This is a genomic window from Pseudomonas fluorescens (assembly GCF_041354075.1).
In the GTDB taxonomy this organism is placed as follows: domain Bacteria; phylum Pseudomonadota; class Gammaproteobacteria; order Pseudomonadales; family Pseudomonadaceae; genus Aquipseudomonas; species Aquipseudomonas fluorescens_CE.
The window spans coordinates 67014-82606 of sequence record NZ_JARZGC010000002.1 but is presented as its reverse complement, the minus strand read 5'-3'; the positions used below and the strand labels follow the sequence as shown (position 1 = coordinate 82606).

Below are 15593 nucleotides of genomic sequence, written 5' to 3'. Positions count from 1 at the left end.
TTCATTACCTGTGGGAGCGGGCTTGCCCGCGATAGGGCCAATTGAGTTTTCCCGCAAACCTGAAAATCAACGCCGCAGATAAGACCCGAAATCAATATCCCCGGCGCTCAGGATCGCCTGCACCCGATTGTGCACATTGAGTTTGCGCAGGATTGCCGACACATGGGCCTTGACCGTGGTTTCGGCGATTTCCAGGGTGTAGGCGATCTGCTTGTTCGACTCGCCCTTGGTCATGCGTTCGAGTACCAGCAGTTGCTTGCGGGTGAGGGCCTGGAGCAGTTCCGGCGGGAAGCTCGGGGTGTCGTTCATGCGTCGGCTGGCGCTGCTTTTCTGCGTGCGGATGATGTCCGGCGGCAAATACACGTTGCCATTGAGGATCTGCTGGATGGCATCGGTCATTTGCAGGCGCGGCGAGGACTTGGTGATGAAACCCACGGCGCCGTAGGTGATGGCTTGCAGCACGATCTGCTTGTCCTGTTCGGCGGACACTATCACCACGGGAATCGTCGGCGCCTCGTTGCGCAGGTTGATCAGGCCGTTGAGACCGTGCATGCCAGGCATGTTCAGGTCGAGCAGAATCAGGTCCAGGTCGTCGTGCGCTTCGGTCAGCGCCAGGGCGCTGTCGAGGTCGGCGGTTTCCATGACCTCGCTGCCGGGGAAACCATCGCTGATGACGTTGTGAATGGCTTCGCGAAACAGCGGGTGATCGTCGGCAATCAGAATTTTGTACATAGCCTTTCACCTCATTATTTTCGTTATGGTGTGGCAACAACACGCAGGCGTAAAGCTCAGGGGAAAGGTTCCGGCTGCGCGGGCGTCACCGGCAGGTTCGCCGCCTGCCACGCATCCAGGCCGTCTCGGTACCAATACAGGCGCTGGTAGCCCATCGCGGCAGCGCGCTTGACCGCGTTCCAGCTCAGCCAGCAATCGGAACGGCAGTAGAAGACCACGGGCTGCTGGCGATTGCCGTCGGTGAGTTTTTCCAGATGGCGCCTGAAGTAGGCCTGCCATTCGGGCGTCAGGTCGCCATCGCCGGTGTTGGCCAGCCAGTGGCTGCCGGGCAGGTTTTCGTGGGGCTGGTCTTCGATGAAGCGTCCTTGCAGCCATTGACGCCGGTAGACGTCGATCAGCACCGGTGCGGGTGTCTGGCGCAACAGGGCTTGCAGGGCCGGGGTGTCGAGACGGGTGGCGCCGTCGGCCTGTTCCGGCGTCGGGCTGCGGTACAGACTGATCCGATAACCTTCACTGGAAAACAGCGCGCTGTCGGCCTGGGCGTTGCCCAGCAGCAGAAGGCTCAGCGATAGCGCGGTGAGTGATGGGCGCAGCAGACAGCGTCGGGCACGCGGCATGGGTTCGATCCTTATAGTTATGCGCCCATTACATGCCAGTCGCGCTGCGTTGGGAATGCGACGATAGACAGGTGAAACCGGTACTAAAGTCGTAGATTTCCCACGGATTTCACCGCCACTCCCCTGTAGGAGCGAGCATGCTCGCGATGGACGTGAACGATGACACTGGCTACCTGACACCCAGCGGTGCCTTTGAGACCATCGCGAGCATGCTCGCTCCTACAGGGGGGCAATTTAATTAGTTTTGCGCAACGCCGCATGCTGCGGGTTGAAGGTGAACACCGCCAGCAGGGTAAACAGCAGCGTCAGGCCCATGCACACCGCCAGCGCCAGCGGGTTGAAACGTTCATACAGGGCAAAGCGCACCAGCTCCACCGCGTGGGTGAACGGGTTCAGCGCGCACAACCCGTACAGCCACTCGCTCGACTCGCGCATCTTCCACAGCGGATACAAGGCCGATGACAGGAAAAACAGCGGGAAGATCACGAAGTTCATCACCCCGGCGAAGTTCTCCAACTGACGGATCGCGTTCGACAGCAGCAAACCCAGGGCGCTGAGCATCAGCGCCACCAGCAACAGCGCCGGCAGGGCGATCAGCAGGCCCATGGCCGGCGGTTGCACGCCATACACCCAGGCAATCGCCAGAAACGCGTACACCTGCAACAAAGAGATCAACGAGGTGGCCAGCAGCTTGCTGCACAGCAAAAAGCTGCGGGGCAGGGGACTGGTGAGCAACACGCGCATGCTGCCCATCTCCCGGTCGTAGACCATCGACAGCGAGCCCTGCATGCCGTTGAACAGCAGGATCATGCAGGCCAGGCCCGGGATGATGTAGACCTCGTAGGGGATGTAGGTGTCGTACGGCTCGATGATCGCGATGCCAAGCGCCGCACGAAAACCGGCGGCGAACACCAGCAGCCACAGCAACGGCCGCACCAGGGCGCTGAAGAACCGCGTGCGTTGCAGCACGAAGCGCAACCATTCGCGCAGCACGATACCGCTGAAACATTGCCAGTAAGCGTTCATGGGCGGGCCCCCGCAGTGGTCAGGCGGCTGAACGCCGAGCCCAGGTCGCCCCCGTGTTCCTGGCTCAGGGCAGCGGCTTGTCCGCTGGCCACCAATCGTCCCTGATGCAGAATCAGCAAGTCGTCGCTGGGTTGCACTTCATCCAGCAGGTGGGTGGTCCAGAGCACGCAGATTCGCTGTTCGAGGCACAGGCTGCGCAGGTGCTGGTTGAGGGCCAGGCGGCTGGCGGGGTCCAGGCCGACGCTGGGCTCGTCCAACAGCAACAGGCGCGGCTCATGCAGCAGCGCCCGGGCGATTTCCACGCGCCGTCGGTGGCCGCCATTGAGGCTGCGGACAGGTTCGCGGCGGCGCTCGGTCAGCGCCTGGCGGGCCAGTTCGGCCTCGACCCGGATCGCGCTTTGGCCCCGGGACAAACCGTGCAGGGCGGTATGGTAGCGCAGGTTCTGCTCCACGCTCAGGTCCAGGTCCAGCGTGCTTTGCTGGAACACCACGCCCAGTTGCCGCAACGCCGGACGCGGTGCGTTGCGCAGGGAATGGCCACCGACCCGGATGTCGCCCCGTTGCAGATCGTAAAGGCGGGTCAACAGCGCGATCAGGGTCGACTTGCCCGCACCGTTCGGCCCCAGCAATGCAGCAAAACGCCCCGGGGCCAGGTTGAAACTGACCTGGCTCAAGGCCTGCCGCGCGCCGTAGGCAAAGCTCAGCTCGCTGACCTCCAGGGCGTTCATGGCGTGACCACCACGCCCCACGGATAGCGCCCGACCTTGACCGACTTGATCACCTTGAGGCTGTCGACATCGATCACCGACACATCGCCGCTGACCCCGTTGGTTGCCAGCAATTGCTTCTGATCCGGGGTGAACGCCATCTGCCACACACGGCGCCCCACCAGCAGGTAATCGAGAATCTCGTAGGTTTGCGCATCGATCACCGCCACATGATTGGCCGGCCCGAGCGCGACAAACGCATACTTGCCGTCGGCGCTGAGCTTGACGCCCACCGGTTGCACTTTGTCCGGGTGCACGCCCTTGATCTTGAAGGTCAGGGTCTTGAGGATCTGGCGGCTGGCCACGTCGAGGACGGTCACCGTGCCGCCGATTTCCGCCGAGGCCCAGAGCCTGGCGCCATCGGGGGAGAACTCGACGAAACGCGGCCGTTGATCCACCAGGGTGCTGTCGGCCAGGGTCTGGGTGCTGGTGTCGATCCAGTGCAGCATGTTGGTGGTTTCGCTGGTGTTCACCGCCCATTTGCCGTCGGGGCTGACGGCCATGCCTTCGGGCTCGACGCCGACGTTGATCTGGCCCAGCACTTTCGAGGTTTCGGTGTCGATCACCGTCACCAGCGCATCGTCCTCGTTGGAAACGTAGAGCCAGCGATTGTTCGGGTGCAGGGCGAATTGCTCGGGGTCCTTGCCCGAGGGCAGTTCCTTGATGATCTTGCGCGTGGCCACATCCATGACCTGCACCCGATCCGAGTCGCTGGCGCAGATGTACAGCAGCTTGTTGTCGTGGGACAACAGCAAGCCGCGCGGGCGCTGGCCAACGGGCAGCGTGTCGACCACCTGCAGGGTCTGCAGGTCGATCAGGCTCAGGTTGTTGTCCTTTTCGTTGGAGACCCAGGCGGTGCTGGCCACGGCGTGACCCGCAGCGAGGAGCAGGGCGCAGGAAAGCAGGGTGCGGCGCATGGCGGATTCCTTATTGTTGTGATGAGTCAGGGATAGCGGCAACTGACCTCGGGCTTGTCGTAGCCCAGGCTGTCCATTTCGTTGAAGGGGTGCAGGAAACCGTCCTGGGGCGAAGTGCTGACCAGCGCCCGCGGCTGCACGATCGGGATCGGCTGGCGCAACTCGCCGTTCCACGGGCGATAGCTGAGCTTGCGACCCTTGAAACCGTCGAGGGGCAATTGATCGCTGATTTGCAGGTCGCGGATTGCCATCGGATCGGTCTGGCGCAGCTTGCTCACGGCGCTGGCGATGCTGCGCACGGCCATCCATGCGGCGAAATCGCGATCATTCATCCAACGTCCGCTCAGGGCTTCGAAGCGCTTCTGCAATTGCGCGGCACCGAAGGTCTCGACGCTCTTGTGCCAGCCGACCGGGGTCAGGCCCTGGGTGCCGGCGACCGGGCGCGGATACCAGGTCTGGTAGGGCACGTATTCGCCGAAATCGCCGCGCTCATCGGCCACCAGCACCACATCGTATTCGGCGGTCTGGGTGAACAGCGGCATGTCGGCCTGGGCGCTGCGGCGCTGGTCGTTGTCGAAACGCCATGGCTTCTCTGCCACCAGTTGCAGGCCAAAGCGTTTTGCCGCCCGGCGCAGGGCGGCGGCGTAGGCTTGATCGTCTGCGGTCGGACCCACGATCAGCAGTGCCTTTTGCCATTTGCGCACCACCAGAAACTGCGCCAGCGCATCGGCGAGCATGGCCCGGCTCGGCAGGGTGTGCAGCACGTTCGGCAGGCAGTCGCGGGTGCGCACGGCGTCATCCGGGCTGCCGGCATTGAACAGGAGGCTGTCGGGCAGCGCAGCGCTGAGTTGGCGCAGGCTGTCTACCGGCGCATTCACCACGAACAGGCGCACGCCTTGCGCATGCTGCGCTCGCGCGGCTTCGAGCAATGCCGGCGGGCTGTCAACGCTGGCGGCCATCAGGCGGTAGCTGTGATTGAGAAAACGCCCGGTGCTGTTGCTGTCGGTGATCGCCAGTTCGGCACCGCGCAGCCCGGCATCAGTCGGCTCGGGAATGATGTTCGACAACAAAGGGCCTGGGTCGGGGCGATAACCCAGGTAGCCGATCTGCACCTGCAACGGCGCGTCGGCCGCCTGGCTTTGGGTCGCCAGCCCGGCGGCGCAGGCGATCGCCAGCAGATAGATCAGGGCGTAAGGGGCAAGCGGGCGCATAAGTCACTCCGGTACAGGTAGCGCCAGCATAGGAACCCCGGGGGAGGGTGGAAATATGCAGAAAGTACCAACGGGGCAGTACCAAGGTAGTAACTCATCTCGGGCGGCGCGGTTTTAGCATGGTGTTAACGGCCATCACCCTGGAGGAGATCGAACATGCGCATTCTCAAGGCGTTGCTGCTGCCGTTATTGCTGATCCTGAGCCTGATCGGCGTCGACAAGCTGCACGGCCCGCGCCCCGCGCCGCTGCACGTCATGCCCGCGATTCCGGGGCGCTAGGCATGTCCGCGCTGTGGCGAATCAACCTCTGGGTCTGCGGGTTTTTCACCCTCGTTACCCTGGCGTGCGTGGTGTTACTGATGCACCAGGCGCTGGCGGACGTGGAGCGCGAACTGCAATCGGCGCAAGCCGTGGTGCAGTACCTGAGTGAAACCGCCGAGCGCGACCCCGCCAGCCTGCAACCCCGACTGACACAAAGCCTGCGTCACGTGCGGGTGCGCTGGCTCAAACCCGGCGAGCAGGCCACCACTGTGGAGCAGGACAGCCTCGACGCCTGGCTCGGGCGGCTGTTGTTTGCCCAATCCCGGCACAATGCCCAGGTGCTCGATCTGCTGGACGGGCGGCGTGTGCAGATTGCGGTCGACCCGCGAGATGAAATCGATGAAGTCTGGGATTCCCTGCAACAACTGCTGAGCCTGTGCGCGCTGGCGTTGCTCCTCAGCCTGTTGACCATTCGCTGGGCCGTGCGCCGGGGCATGGGCCTGCTCGATGATTTGCTGCAGGCGTTGCAGCAAGTGTCCGGCGGCCAATTGAAGGTGCGACTGCGGGCGCAAGGTGTGCCTGAGGCGCGCCAACTGGCGGTGCATTTCAACCAGATGACCGAAGCGCTGGAGCAGGCGCGGGCCGACAACACTCGATTGACTCAGACCCTGCTGGCGTTGCAGGAGCAGGAGCGTACGCATCTGGCGCAGACCCTGCACGATGACCTCGGCCAATACCTGGCGGGCATCCGCGCCCAGGCCTGCCTGTTACCGCTGGTAGCGGATCAGCCGGTGGTGGTGGCGCGTACGGTGCGCGAACTGGAACACAATTGCGAACACTTGCAGCAGGGGTTCCGGGCGCTGGTCCGGGATCTTTACCCGGTGGTCCTGCAGCACTTGCCGCTGGCCGAAGCCCTGGGCCTGCTGGTGGAACAATGGCAGGCGCGGCAGGGCATCGATTGCCGGTTGCAGGTCAGCACGCAGTTGCCGGTGTTGTCGGTGCCGGACAAGACCCATCTCTACCGCCTGTTGCAGGAAGCCCTGACCAACATCGCCCGCCATGCCGGTGCCAGCCGGGTGAAGGTGCGCCTGCACCAGCGTGGCCGGCAATGGCGGTTGCTGATCCGTGACAACGGCTGTGGTGCGCAGCAACCGCAGCGGCCGGGAGTCGGTCTGTATTCGATGTTCGAACGCGCCCGCAGCCTGGGCGGTGAGCTGCGCATCATCAGCCGGCCCGGTGCCGGCTGGGCGCTGGCCTTGAACGTGCCTATGGAGGTGTCATGAATATTCTGCTGGTCGATGACCATGCGGTGGTCCGCCAGGGCTACGCGAGCCTGTTGCGGGCGCTGCTGCCGGCGATGCAAGTGCGTGAAGCGGCGACGGGCGAGGAAGCGCTGGCCAGGGTCCAGGAAGCGGTGCCGAACCTGGTGATCATGGATTTCGGCCTGCCGGGCATCAGCGGGCTGGAAACCACCCGCCGCTTGCGTCAGCGCCTGCCGCAACTGCGGGTGCTGTTTTTCAGCATGCACGATGAACTGCCGCTGGTGCGCCAGGCACTGGACGCCGGGGCCTCGGGTTACCTGACCAAGAGCTCGGCGCCACCGGTGCTGATCGAGGCGGTCCATCGCATTCTGGCGGGGCATGCCTACATCGAACAGCCGCTGGCCACCCAACTGGCCTGCCACCCGCAGCAGGAGGACCCGCGTTTGCAGAGCATGACCCAGCGTGAGCTGGAGATCTTTGTCATGCTCGCCAAAGGCACCCCTGTGCGCCTGATCGCCGAGCAACTGAGCATCAGCGGCAAGACCGTTTCCAACCACCTGACCCTGCTCAAGAGCAAATTGCAGGTCAGCTCCCATGCCGAGCTGGTGCATTTGGGGATTGACCTGGGGGTGGTGCGCAAGGCGGGGTAGTCCGCGATACAGGGTTCCTGCTCTGTGGGAGCGGGCTCGCGAATGCGGTGTACCAGTCACTTCACATGTCTCTGACACACCGTATTCGCGAGCAAGCCCGCTCCCACAGGGGGTACATTGCAGCTTATTTATCCCACGTCGTCGGACACCCCGAACACCCCTCCATATTCGCATCCTGAAAATTCGCATAATGCTGGCGCGAGCCGTCGAGTTTTGCCTGTTCCAGATTGCTTTCACCTAACTTGGCTTCCTGGAGATTGGCGTCACTGAGGTCGGCGCCCTTGAGGTCGGCCTTGCTCAGCCAGGTCATTTCCAGGTCGGCGGCCCGCAGGTTGGCGTTGTGCAGCTTCGCGCCCGACAGCCGGGCGAATTCCAGGTAGGCGGCGCTGAGGTTGGCGTTCTGGAATTGCGCGCCCTGGGCGAACAGGCCCCAGCCCTGGATCGCCATCAGGTTGGCCCCGCTGAAATCCGCCAGGCGGGCGTTGCTTTGTTGCAGGCTGGCGCGGCTGAGGTTGGCGCCTTGCAACTGGGCTTTCTCCAGGTTGGCCAGGTCCAGGCGGGCGTGGCGCAGGTCGGCATCGCGCAGGTCGGCGCCGCTGAGGTTCATGTTGCGCAGGTCCTGATTGCTCAGGTTGGCGCCCCTGAGATTGGCGCCGGGGCACTGGCTGTGTTCGGCGAGGGTGCAGCCGTTGATGATCAACGGGGTGTCGTCACCGTCGTCGGCGTAGGCCGTGGCGATGCTCAACAGAAGGAGTAGAGGCAGACATTTCATGGCAGGGTCTCGTCGGAACCCTGTAGGAGCGAGCATGCTCGCGATGGTCGTCAACGATGACGCGGGGCATCTGGTGCTCCACGGCGTTCTTGAGACCATCGCGAGCATGCTCGCTCCTACAGTAGAGGAGTGGATGGCCGTTTTACTTTTTCGCTACCGAACTGTCCCAACTCGGGATCTTGAACACCCAGAACGACCCGCCCTGGGCGACCGGTTTGGTCAGCTCGGCCATGTCGCCACCCCACAGCGGCACCGCGCCGCCGTAACCCACGGTCACGCCGATATACTGCTCGCCGTCCTGCTCCCAGGTGATCGGCGGCGAGACGATGCCGCTGCCGGTCTGGAACTTCCACAGCTCCTTGCCGGTTTTCGCATCGAAGGCCTTGAAGAAGCCATCGCCGGTGCCGGTGAAGACCAGGTTGCCCTTGGTCGCCAGCACGCCGGCCCACAGCGGCAAGTGCTCCTTGTGTTCCCACACCACCTTGCCGGTGGTCGGGTTCATCGCCCGCAAAGTGCCGACGTGATCGTCGTACATGCGCTTGATCCGGAACCCCATGCCCAGGTAGGCCGAGCCTTTCTTGTAGTTGACTTCTTCGGTCCAGTATTCCTCTTTCCACTGGTTGCCCGGAATGTAGAACAGGCCGGTGTCCTGGCTGTACGCCATGGGGTTCCAGTTCTTGCCGCCGAGGAAAGGCGGCGAGACTTCCACCGGCTTGCCCTTGGTTTCGCCTGGCAAGGGTTTGGCCGGGCGCTGGCCTTCGTTCTCCACCGGGCGACCGGTCTTGAGGTCGATGTGGCTGGCCCAGGTGATGTTGTCGACGAAGGGGAAGGCGTTCTGCAGCTTGCCGTTGTTGCGATCGACCACGTAGAAGAAGCCGTTGCGGTCGGCGTGACCGGTGGCCTTGACCGTCTTGCCGTCCTTGTCCTTGTAGTCGAACAGCACCAGTTCGTTGTTGCCGGAGAAATCCCAGGCATCGTTCGGCGTGTGCTGGTAGAACCATTTCACCTCACCCGTGCTCGGGTCGACGCCGACCTGGCCGGAGGTGTACAGGCTGTCGTAATCGTGCGGGTTGCCATCCTTGGCGGTGCGCGCCCAGGTGTTCCATGGGCCCGGGTTGCCGGCGCCGACGATGATGGTGTTGGTTTCGGCGTCGAAACTCGCGCTCTGCCACGGGGCTCCACCGCCGTGGCTCCAGGCTTCGACCTTGCCGGTTTCGGTGGTGGGGTCGTCAGGCCAGGACGGTGCCTTGACGTCGCCGGTCGGCGTACTGTCCTTGCCGTTCAGGCGGCCCATGTGGCCTTCGACGAAAGGCCGCATCCACACTTCGTCACCGGTGTCCGGATCGCGGGCAAACAACTGGCCGACCACGCCGAACTCATCGCCGGAGCTGCCGTGGATCAACAGCACCTTGCCGCTGGTCTTGTCCTTGATCAGCACCGGTGCGCCGGTCATGGTGTAGCCGGCGGCGTGGTCGCCGAACTTCTTGTTCCACACCACTTTGCCGGTGTTCTTGTCCAGGGCGATCAGCCGCGCATCGAGGGTGCCGAAGTAGATCTTGTCGCCGTAGATCGCCGCGCCCCGGTTGACCACGTCGCAGCACGGACGAATGTTGTCCGGCAGGCGATGGTTGTAGGTCCACAGGCGTTTGCCGGTCTTGGCGTCGAGGGCGAACACCCGCGAGTAGGAGCCGGTGACGTAGACCACGCCGTCGCTGACGATGGCCTGGGATTCCTGGCCGCGCTGTTTTTCGTCGCCGAAGGAGTAGGACCAGGCCGGGGTCAGCTTGAACACGTTCTTGTCGTTGACCTGGGCCAGCGGGCTCCAGCGCTGGGCGTTGGTGCCCATGCCGTATTGCAGCACGTCCTTGGTGGTCAGATGATCGTTGGCTATGTCTTCCCACGTCACGTTATGGGTCGTTGTGGCGGGGGCATTCGCCGCGTGGCTGACAGCACTCAGGCTCAGACTGCCCGCCAGCAGGAAAGCGAGGGTCAATGGGGAAAGGGCGGGTAGCGATCTTATTGTCATGGTTGCAGTTCCCAGTGGAGGTTTTGGCCTGCACAGGGTGGTGTGTCCGGCGGGGTGGCGCCTACGGAAAAAGTCCCGCCGTTGCCGGGAAGATTTCCCATGGGGCACCTGATTTGGTGGTGCACCGCAAGCCCTACTACCAAGGTACTAGGCCGCGACCACCAAAGCAGCATGGGGCGCTGGCGGGGGGCTTTCTAAGATGGCTGCCATAGCCTCTGCAAAGAGGTTTTGCGTGCAATCCTGAGGGCATAACAATGACAACTAAACGCAACGCCTTGCTCGTCGCCGGACTGCTGGCCGGTTTTATCAGTGCAGGTTCGGTCTGGGCCCACGGCAACGTGGTGCCGCAAGCCGTCGAAACCAAAGGGCTGACCCCGATCAAGGACGCTGGCGTACCGCTCGATGGCGACGGTTGGGCAGCGGTCAATCCTTACCGCAAATCCCCCGAGCACGACAAAGCCGTGGAAATCGGCTCGTCGGCCTACAACCAGAACTGTGCGGCCTGTCACGGCCTGGAAGCCAAGTCCGGCGGCATTGCCCCGGACTTGCGCATGCTCGACGCCGACGACGCTGGTGACGAATGGTTCGTCGAGCGCGTGCGCCACGGCGCCGTGCGGGACGGCCGGGTGTACATGCCGAAAATGGCCGACTACCTGAGCCAGGAAGCCTTGTGGGCTGTGCGCACTTACCTCGACAGCGTCCGCGTCGAGAACTGAGGCATGCGCCTGCTCGCGATGGTGATCAGTGCGGTGTTGCTGTGCTGCCCGGCGGCGCAGGCGCAGGTGCGCACCTATGACGAAATGATCGCCGCCGGCGAGTTGAAAGTGGCGGTCTACAAGGACTTTGCGCCTTACAGCTTCGAAGATGCCGGCCAACCCAGGGGGGTGGACGTCGAGCTGGCGGGTGCCCTGGCCAAGGCGCTGGGGGTGCGGCTCACACTGATCTGGGCGCCGCCCGGCGAAAAACTCGACGACGATCTGCGCGATTACATCTGGCGGGCCAGCCAGTTGCACAACCAGCAACTGGCCGACCTGATGATGCGCGTGCCCTACGACCAGGACTACGCGCGCAAGCGCAATGACGTGGGTGAACTGGAAAACGGCCATGTGGTGATGTTCGGTCCGTACCAGAATGAACAATGGCAAGTCGCCTATGACCGCCGGCGCCTGGAATCGGTGGCCAGCGTCGCGGTGTTCCAGCAACACCCCATCGGCGTCGAGGTCGACAGCGTGCCGTCGTTCTACCTGACGTCGGTGTTCAACGGCATGCTCGCCGGCACCACCCGTCACTATCCCGGCGTGCCCCAGGCGTTTGCCGCGATGAAGGCCGGGGAAGTCGATGCGGTGATGGCCATGCGCGGCGAGATTGACTGGCAGGTGCACGAAGCCGCCGACCCGCAGTGGGCGCTGGCGGAGAACGCTTACCCGAACATGGGCAAGCAGCGTTGGGAAATCGGCATGGCGGTGCACGAAAGCAACCGCCAATTGGCCTACGCCGTGGAAGAGGCGCTGGAGGGGCTGATCCGCGACGGTTCGGTGAATGCGCTTTATGCCCGTTATGGTCTGCGCTACGACGCGCCGGACATGTATCAACCATGAACCGGTTCGCAGGTTGGTTGCTGGCCTGTTGCTTGCCTCTGTTCGCGAACGGTGCTGTCGAGCCGGGCCCGGACCCGGTGCCCTCGGTGATGTGGGCCTTCTACCACAAGCAGATGTTGGGCGATGCGCCGTTCGTGTTCGATGACCGGGTCAAGCTGCTGGCGCCGCCGTTTGCCGAAGACGCGCGTCAGGTGCCGCTGGAAATCGATGCCCGGGCGTTCAAGGGCGAGGTGGTGAAGATCCTCGCCTGGGCCGAGCTCAACCCCTTACCGAAAATTGTCGATTTCCAGCCACTGGACCGCGTGCTGCCCTGGCTGTCGATCCGCATCCGCATCGAGCAAGCCACCCCATTGCGCGCGGCGGTACAGACCCGCGATGGCCTGTGGCATGTAGGTTCGACCCTGATCGATGCGGCGGGCGGTGGTTGCACGGCGCCCAGCGTGGTGCGCACCGAGCGGGGTTGGGAAGAACGCCTGGGTCAGGTGCTGGGCGGGCGTTACCCGCGCGGCGAGTTCAGCCGCTTGCGTGTCCAGGTGGCGCACCCGATGGACAACGGCATGGTCAGCGGCATTCCGGAATTCTTCATCAACCAGGCCGAGCTGCGCGCTCAGGATGATCGCCTGTTGGCGCGCCTCGAGCTGTTTCCCGCCGTCAGCGAGAACCCCAGCCTGGCCTTCGACGTCGAGGGGGCAGGGCAGACGCGCCTGACCTTGCGCGACAACAGCGGCAACGAGTTCGATGCGGCCATACCCTGACCTCAAGGAGCGCACGATGCGCTGGATGCTGCTGTTGTTCATGAGCCTGAGCCTGCCGGCGCTGGCGGATCTCGAATACACACTCACGCCCCGTCTGATCGCCGAGGACACCTGGTTGCTGGAGGGCAGCACCGACAATTTCGCCCGCAGCAACGGCGGCAACATCGTCAACACGGCGTTCATCGTCACCGAGCGCGGCGTGGTCGTGATCGACAGCGGACCGTCGCGTCGCTACGGCGAAGCCCTGCGCAAGGCGATTGCCGCGACCACCGACAAACCGGTGATCCAGGTACTGCTGACCCATCACCACCCGGACCATGTGCTGGGCAATCAGGCGTTCAGCGACGTGCCGATCGGTGCGTTGGCCGGCACCACCGACTTGCTCAGGCAACAGGGCGACGCCATGGCCGAAAACATGTACCGGCTGGTGGGCGACTGGATGCGCGGCACCGAGGTGGTGCTGCCCACCGAGACCCTGGCGCCCGGGGTACGAACTTTTGGGAATCACGATCTGCGCCTGCTGAGCCTGGGTGGGCATACCGGCGCGGATCTGGCTATTCTCGACCAAAAGACCGGCGTGCTGTTCGCCGGCGATCTGGTGTTTTATCAGCGGGCGCTGACCACGCCCAACAGCCCCGGGCTGTCGGTGTGGCTGGCAGACATCGACACGCTCCAGGCGCTGGCGTGGACATTGATCGTGCCCGGCCACGGACCGCTGGCCAGCGATGCCAGACCCTTTGCGCAAATGCGCGACTACCTCGGCTGGCTCGATCAACTGATGCGCGACGGCGCCGCCAACGGCAGCGACATGGCGGAGATGATCCGCAGCCCCGTCCCCGAACGCTTCGCCGCGATCAGTCTCAGCCGCTACGAGCTGATCCGCAGCGTCAGCCATCTTTACCCGCGTTATGAGCGGGAGCGGATGAAGCGCGTTGATGCCCATCGCTGATTCCCTCTGTATCTGTAGGGAGGCTGCGTTGTTGATCAAGACCCGCTACCAAGGAACTACAAATCTCAACACTGCGGGCAATTGTTGCAAGGCCTTCGGCGACCAAGAATCTGCACCAGACCGGGAAAATTTCCCGGTACAACAAAAACCCGCAGAGGTAGCCGCCATGACCCAACCCGCACGTCGCCAACCCTTCGTCCTGAGCGTGTTGCTCAGTGCCATGCTGCTGTCCGGCACGGCATTGGCCGCCGTCAGTGACCAGGACATTCTCCAGGACCCCAAGAACCCGGAGCAGATCGTCACCAACGGTCTGGGCGTCCAGGGTCAGCGCTACAGCCCCCTCGATACCCTCAACGTCAACAACGTGAAAGACCTGCGACCGGTCTGGGCGTTTTCCTTCGGCGGTGAAAAACAGCGCGGTCAACAGGCGCAGCCGATGATCAAGGACGGCGTGATGTACATGACCGGATCCTACTCGCGGGTGTTCGCGGTGGATGCGCGCACCGGCAGGAAACTCTGGCAGTACGATGCGCGCCTGCCCGACGACATTCGGCCGTGCTGCGACGTGATCAACCGGGGCGTGGCGCTGTACGGCGACCTGGTGTTCTTCGGCACCCTGGACGCCAAGCTCGTGGCGCTGAACAAGGACACCGGCAAGGTGGTGTGGAGCAAGAAAGTCGCCGACCACAAGGAAGGCTACTCGATCAGCGCCGCGCCGCTGGTGATCAACGGCAAACTCATCACTGGCGTGGCCGGCGGCGAGTTCGGGGTGGTGGGCAAGATCGAAGCCTACGACCCGAAAAACGGTGATCTGCTGTGGTCTCGCCCGACGGTCGAAGGCCACATGGGCTATGTCTACAAGGACGGCAAACCGATAGAGAACGGTATCTCCGGCGGCGAGGCCGGCAAGACCTGGCCGGGCGATCTGTGGAAAACCGGCGGTGCAGCGCCCTGGCTGGGCGGTTACTACGATCCGGAAACCAACCTGCTGCTGTTTGGCACCGGCAACCCGGCGCCATGGAACTCGCACCTGCGTCCTGGCGACAACCTGTACTCGTCGTCCCGCCTGGCGCTCAATCCGGACGACGGCACCATCAAATGGCACTTCCAGAGCACGCCCCACGATGGCTGGGACTATGACGGCGTCAACGAGCTGGTGTCGTTCAACTACACCGAGGGCGGCAAGGAAATCAAGGCGGCGGCGACCGCCGACCGCAACGGCTTCTTCTACGTGCTGGACCGCACCAATGGCAAGTTCATCCGTGGCTTCCCGTTCGTGGACAAGATCACCTGGGCCACCGGCCTGGATAAAGACGGTCGGCCGATCTACAACGAAGCCAGCCGCCCCGGTGCACCGGGCAGCGAAGCCAAGGGCAGTTCGGTGTTCGTCGCCCCGGCATTCCTCGGTGCGAAAAACTGGATGCCGATGGCCTACAACAAGGACACCGGGCTGTTCTACGTGCCGTCCAACGAATGGGGCATGGACATCTGGAACGAGGGCATCGCCTACAAGAAAGGCGCGGCGTTCCTCGGTGCCGGTTTCACCATCAAGCCGTTGAACGAAGACTACATCGGCGTGTTGCGCGCCATCGACCCGAAAACCGGCAAGGAAGTCTGGCGCCACAAGAACTTCGCGCCGCTGTGGGGCGGGGTGCTGACCACCAAGGGCAACCTGGTGTTCACCGGTACGCCGGAAGGGTTCCTGCAGGCCTTCAATGCCAAGACCGGCGAAAAAGTCTGGGAGTTCCAGACCGGCTCCGGCGTGCTCGGCTCGCCGGTGACCTGGGAAATGGATGGCGAGCAATACGTCTCGGTGCTGTCGGGCTGGGGCGGCGCCGTGCCGCTGTGGGGCGGTGAAGTGGCCAAGCGGGTGAAGGACTTCAACCAGGGCGGCATGTTGTGGACCTTCAAATTGCCGAAGGAGCTGGTGGCCAAGCACTGATCCGAAATCTTGCCCATCACCCCTGTGGGAGCGGGCTTGCTCGCGAAGCGGTGTGTCATTCAACGTCCCTCTCGACAGACACGGCCCCTTCGTGAGCAAGCCCGCTCC

Annotated in this window: 16 protein-coding genes; 8 read left to right on the top strand and 8 right to left on the bottom strand. The window is 63.6% G+C overall.

Annotated features, from left to right (window positions below; all coding sequences use genetic code 11):
- Window positions 1-66: 66 nt before the first annotated feature.
- From QIW53_RS02680 to QIW53_RS02655, 6 genes are all read right to left on the bottom strand, one after another.
- Window positions 67-732: a response regulator gene (locus QIW53_RS02680; protein WP_371048151.1), complete on the bottom strand. Its 666-nt coding sequence runs from the start codon at window positions 730-732 to the stop codon at window positions 67-69.
- 56 nt (window positions 733-788) lie between these two features.
- Complete coding sequence (locus QIW53_RS02675; protein WP_371048150.1) at window positions 789-1349, bottom strand: PQQ-dependent catabolism-associated CXXCW motif protein; 561 nt, start codon at window positions 1347-1349, stop codon at window positions 789-791.
- Window positions 1350-1583: 234 nt separating this feature from the next.
- Window positions 1584-2375, bottom strand: a complete 792-nt coding sequence (locus tag QIW53_RS02670; protein WP_371048149.1) for an ABC transporter permease — start codon at window positions 2373-2375, stop codon at window positions 1584-1586.
- Window positions 2372-3103, bottom strand: coding sequence for an ABC transporter ATP-binding protein (locus tag QIW53_RS02665; protein WP_371048148.1), 732 nt, complete (start codon window positions 3101-3103; stop codon window positions 2372-2374). The genes QIW53_RS02670 and QIW53_RS02665 overlap by 4 nt, the downstream gene beginning before the upstream one ends.
- Window positions 3100-4059 carry a YVTN family beta-propeller repeat protein gene (locus QIW53_RS02660; RefSeq protein ID WP_371048147.1) on the bottom strand — a complete coding sequence of 320 codons (960 nt, stop codon included), beginning with the start codon at window positions 4057-4059 and terminating at the stop codon, window positions 3100-3102. The genes QIW53_RS02665 and QIW53_RS02660 overlap by 4 nt, the downstream gene beginning before the upstream one ends.
- A 26-nt stretch (window positions 4060-4085) precedes the next feature.
- Window positions 4086-5270, bottom strand: a complete 1185-nt coding sequence (locus QIW53_RS02655; protein ID WP_371048146.1) for an ABC transporter substrate-binding protein — start codon at window positions 5268-5270, stop codon at window positions 4086-4088.
- Window positions 5271-5426: 156 nt separating this feature from the next.
- Here QIW53_RS02655 and QIW53_RS02650 point away from each other — a divergent pair, with 156 nt between their 5' ends.
- Genes QIW53_RS02650 through QIW53_RS02640 form a run of 3 tightly spaced genes read left to right on the top strand, consistent with a single transcriptional unit; the run spans window position 5427 to window position 7443 of the window.
- The gene (locus QIW53_RS02650) at window positions 5427-5549 is read left to right on the top strand and encodes a hypothetical protein (RefSeq protein ID WP_371048145.1); all 123 of its coding nucleotides are present in this window, start codon (window positions 5427-5429) and stop codon (window positions 5547-5549) included.
- 2 nt (window positions 5550-5551) lie between these two features.
- Window positions 5552-6814 (top strand): HAMP domain-containing sensor histidine kinase, encoded by a 1263-nt coding sequence (locus QIW53_RS02645; RefSeq protein WP_371048144.1) that lies wholly within the window; start codon window positions 5552-5554, stop codon window positions 6812-6814.
- Window positions 6811-7443, top strand: coding sequence for a response regulator (locus tag QIW53_RS02640; protein WP_371048143.1), 633 nt, complete (start codon window positions 6811-6813; stop codon window positions 7441-7443). Before QIW53_RS02645 ends, QIW53_RS02640 begins: the two co-directional genes overlap by 4 nt.
- Window positions 7444-7567: 124 nt before the next feature.
- Here QIW53_RS02640 and QIW53_RS02635 read toward each other — a convergent pair whose 3' ends face one another.
- Window positions 7568-8215: a pentapeptide repeat-containing protein gene (locus QIW53_RS02635; protein WP_371048142.1), complete on the bottom strand. Its 648-nt coding sequence runs from the start codon at window positions 8213-8215 to the stop codon at window positions 7568-7570.
- A 142-nt stretch (window positions 8216-8357) separates the two neighbouring features.
- Window positions 8358-10241, bottom strand: a complete 1884-nt coding sequence (gene exaA / locus QIW53_RS02630) for a quinoprotein ethanol dehydrogenase (protein WP_371048141.1) — start codon at window positions 10239-10241, stop codon at window positions 8358-8360.
- A 254-nt stretch (window positions 10242-10495) separates the two neighbouring features.
- Here exaA and pedF point away from each other — a divergent pair, with 254 nt between their 5' ends.
- From pedF to QIW53_RS02605, 5 genes are all read left to right on the top strand, one after another.
- The gene (pedF, locus tag QIW53_RS02625; RefSeq protein WP_371048140.1) at window positions 10496-10957 is read left to right on the top strand and encodes a cytochrome c-550 PedF; all 462 of its coding nucleotides are present in this window, start codon (window positions 10496-10498) and stop codon (window positions 10955-10957) included.
- A gap of 3 nt (window positions 10958-10960) precedes the next feature.
- Window positions 10961-11839: a substrate-binding periplasmic protein gene (locus tag QIW53_RS02620; RefSeq protein WP_371048139.1), complete on the top strand. Its 879-nt coding sequence runs from the start codon at window positions 10961-10963 to the stop codon at window positions 11837-11839.
- Window positions 11836-12594 (top strand): quinoprotein dehydrogenase-associated SoxYZ-like carrier, encoded by a 759-nt coding sequence (locus tag QIW53_RS02615; protein WP_371048138.1) that lies wholly within the window; start codon window positions 11836-11838, stop codon window positions 12592-12594. The genes QIW53_RS02620 and QIW53_RS02615 overlap by 4 nt, the downstream gene beginning before the upstream one ends.
- Window positions 12595-12610: 16 nt before the next feature.
- Window positions 12611-13543: a quinoprotein relay system zinc metallohydrolase 1 gene (locus QIW53_RS02610; protein WP_371048137.1), complete on the top strand. Its 933-nt coding sequence runs from the start codon at window positions 12611-12613 to the stop codon at window positions 13541-13543.
- A gap of 166 nt (window positions 13544-13709) precedes the next feature.
- Window positions 13710-15485 carry a PQQ-dependent methanol/ethanol family dehydrogenase gene (locus QIW53_RS02605; protein ID WP_371048136.1) on the top strand — a complete coding sequence of 592 codons (1776 nt, stop codon included), beginning with the start codon at window positions 13710-13712 and terminating at the stop codon, window positions 15483-15485.
- Window positions 15486-15593: the final 108 nt, after the last annotated feature.